Genomic DNA, 2,788 nt, shown 5'->3' with positions numbered 1-2,788 from the left:
ATCAGGGAGCATATATGCGGGCTGGTGGAGGAACAGCAGCCGGAGAGCCGCATAGAAGCCTACGGGAAAGGAACAGCAATGTTGGCGTGGGGGATACCGTGCTGGTGTTCATAACGGGCATCAAGGAGTATGTGTTTGATGCCTTTGCGCTTTATGCGTTCCAGTACCTGTTAAAGCCCATAGACGAGGATAAATTTGCGGAGGTGCTGAAAGGGCGGTGCGGGAGGCCGCAAGGAAGAAGGAGCGCCGTGTGCTGTTCATCAAGTCCCGGAACCTTACCCTTGACCAGTCTGACATCCTGTATATCGAGAGCAGGGCGAAGAAGGTGGAGATACACACCGTAAGGCAGACCGTAGAGATTTATGGGGCGATGGATGAGCTGGAGGGGCAGCTTGGGGAGAACTTTTACCGCTGCCACCGGGCGTACATCGTGAACATGGACTGCATCACGGAATATGACAGCGAGAGCATAACCCTCACGGGCGGCGACAGGGTATATCTGACGAAAAAGAAGTATGGGGAGTTTGTGAAAGCCTATATGTGGCACCTGCAGAACGGGGGTGTGTCCGGTGTTTAAGATGGCGGATGCGTTATATGCGGCCCTGACGGTGTTCCAAGGGTACTGCCTGCAGTATTTTTTGGGGAGCTTTCTGGAAACAAGGATGAGGGGCAGAGGGAACGGTCTGTACGTGGCGGGCTTATATGTGGCTCTGCGGACAACCGTGGTGCGGTGCTCCCCGCCGGGATACGAGGACTACAGGGTGGCGGCGGGGACGCTGGCATTGTCGCTCTGTATCCTGTCAGCCCTTGCGGCGTGCTTTTACAAGGCGTTCCGCCCCGTCACGGTTTTCCTTGTGGTTTCCTTCCAGGCATTACTGGACATCAGCAGGTATGCGGCGGTCATATTGCTGAACGCAGTGGACGGGTGGGTGCCTGACATCATTATACTGCATAACGCTGAATACTGCCTAATGTAATCATGGGATTGAACCTGTCAGCGTTATGCAGTCTGGTTTCACGGCAAGTGAAATCGTTAAGCAGTATGACTGGTGCGCTGGGAAGGGGGTACTCTCATCGGAAAAAGCATTCGGCATGGCGATAAAGATTGGCGTAGCCGGGACGCAGCTTATCCAGTATGCCGGAATCGCCCTGCTGCTGTACTTTTCGCTGAGGAAGATCGTGCGGGATTTCCGGGAAAAGGATTATGTTATCAGTAGGACAGAGCTGCTGTTCATCCTTGCCCCTTCGGCGGTGGGCATGATGGTCTGTATGCTTCTGCGCATCATCATGATCACGCTGGAGGACGGCGTCCCTAAAATGCTGTATGAGCGATACACGATTCTGATTGTGGTGATTCCTGCAATCCTGCTCCTGTCGCTGCTGTCCATCCTGTACGGGGTGAAGCTGTTCCAGGACATGATCTGCTGGAATAGGGAAAAGAGCGGCAGGATCGTCCTGGAAAACCAGATAAGCGCCCTGCAGGAACACATGGAGGAGATGGAGCGCATCTATTCCGGCATACGTGGCATGAAGCATGACATGAAGAACACCCTTGCCGTCATCCAGCGCCTTTCCGCAGGGGAAGGGGGCGGGGAGCTGTAGGAGTACCTGTCGGAGCTGAACAGAGGGCTGGAAAAGCTGGAAGTGCGGTTCAGGACGGGGAACACGGTGGTGGATACCCTGCTGAACATGAAATACCATGAGGCGGTGCAGGATGTGCCTGATCTAAGGATGGATGCGGATAAGCTGCTGCTTCCGCAGGGAATCCGGATACACAGCTATGACATAGGCGTCATCCTGGGGAATGCGGTGGACAATGGGATGGAAGCCTGCCGGAAGCTGGAAGCGAAAGAGCCGGGGGCGGATGCCTTTATCCGCATAAGCTCCCTGCAGAAAGGGAACCTGCTCATACTGAAAGTGGAGAACAGCTTTGACGGGCGGCTGGTGCTTAAGGCCAAGGAGGAGTTCCCGGTGACGGATAAGGCGGACAGGAAATCCCACGGGATAGGGCTTGTCAACATCAAAAGCACGGCGGAGAAATATCAGGGAGCAGTGGATTTCAGGGTAAAGGACAGAGTGTTCATCCTGTCCGTGATGATGAAAAGAGAGAGGAAGATGGATTTCGGAATGACAGGTAAATTAGGAGAGGAAGATGGATTTCGGAGTGACAGGTAAATTAGGAGGATGATTATTATGGCAATTTCAGGAATAACGGATTACACGAACACCTATGCGGCAGACAGGGCAGACGGGAACAGTTCCCTTAACGGGGATTCGCAGGCGTACCTGAATAGTCTGAAAGAGAAATACCCGGATGTGAACATAACGGTGGCGGACTTCAGGAATGGGAAACAGGAAGATGCCTATATGCTTGGGAGCAGCGGCGGCAATAACATAGTCATTGCTTCTAATATGATCGAACAGATGGCTTCTGACCCGGCAGCAGCGGCAAAATATGAAAAGTATATTGCCCAAGTGCCCGAATCAGCGAAGATTATGAAAGACGGGATTGCGGCACATGGAAATGAGATGGTGGTCTGCGGCACAGCCATAGACAAAGATGGGAAAGTCACCTACTGGAGCGTCAGCAGGCATAAACCGTCCAAAGAAAGACAGTCGGTATCCTATAAAAAAATACGGCAGGAGCAGTCGGAGGAGAAGCGGGCGAAGAAGAAAGAGGAAGAAGCCCTGAAGGAAAAGAGGCTGGAAAAGGCAGAAACTCTGGAAAAGCTGCTGGAGCGTCAGCAGGCATAAACCGTCCAAAGAAAGACAGTCGGTATCCTATAAA

The 2,788-nt window shown here is 53.0% G+C and carries 5 protein-coding genes; all 5 read left to right on the top strand.

The window, feature by feature from the left end:
• The first annotated feature begins 217 nt into the window (after positions 1-217).
• The 5 genes from Q2B33_RS23720 to Q2B33_RS23700 all read left to right on the top strand — a co-directional run bounded on the left by Q2B33_RS23720 (position 218) and on the right by Q2B33_RS23700 (position 2,754).
• Complete coding sequence (locus Q2B33_RS23720; RefSeq protein WP_300564380.1) at positions 218-577, top strand: LytTR family DNA-binding domain-containing protein; 360 nt, start codon at positions 218-220, stop codon at positions 575-577.
• Between the two features lies 1 nt (position 578).
• A complete protein-coding gene (locus Q2B33_RS23715; protein ID WP_300844248.1) occupies positions 579-977 on the top strand; it encodes a hypothetical protein in 399 nt (132 codons plus the stop codon).
• Between the two features lie 115 nt (positions 978-1,092).
• Positions 1,093-1,602, top strand: a complete 510-nt coding sequence (locus Q2B33_RS23710) for a hypothetical protein (protein ID WP_300564376.1) — start codon at positions 1,093-1,095, stop codon at positions 1,600-1,602.
• 42 nt (positions 1,603-1,644) lie between these two features.
• A complete protein-coding gene (locus tag Q2B33_RS23705; protein WP_300564374.1) occupies positions 1,645-2,175 on the top strand; it encodes an ATP-binding protein in 531 nt (176 codons plus the stop codon).
• Positions 2,176-2,193: 18 nt separating this feature from the next.
• The gene (locus Q2B33_RS23700; protein WP_300823340.1) at positions 2,194-2,754 is read left to right on the top strand and encodes a DUF6033 family protein; all 561 of its coding nucleotides are present in this window, start codon (positions 2,194-2,196) and stop codon (positions 2,752-2,754) included.
• Positions 2,755-2,788 lie beyond the last annotated feature (34 nt).

Source organism: uncultured Acetatifactor sp. (assembly GCF_948601915.1).
Taxonomy (GTDB): domain Bacteria; phylum Bacillota; class Clostridia; order Lachnospirales; family Lachnospiraceae; genus Acetatifactor.
This window is presented reverse-complemented; position numbering and strand designations above follow the sequence as displayed.

Excerpts from the sequence above, each read along its gene's own strand:
- Q2B33_RS23715 (WP_300844248.1), top strand. The coding sequence starts at position 579 with ATGGCGGATGCGTTATATGCGGCCCTGACGGTGTTCCAAGGGTACTGC.
- Q2B33_RS23710 (WP_300564376.1), top strand. The coding sequence starts at position 1,093 with ATGGCGATAAAGATTGGCGTAGCCGGGACGCAGCTTATCCAGTATGCC.
- Q2B33_RS23700 (WP_300823340.1), top strand. The coding sequence starts at position 2,194 with ATGGCAATTTCAGGAATAACGGATTACACGAACACCTATGCGGCAGAC.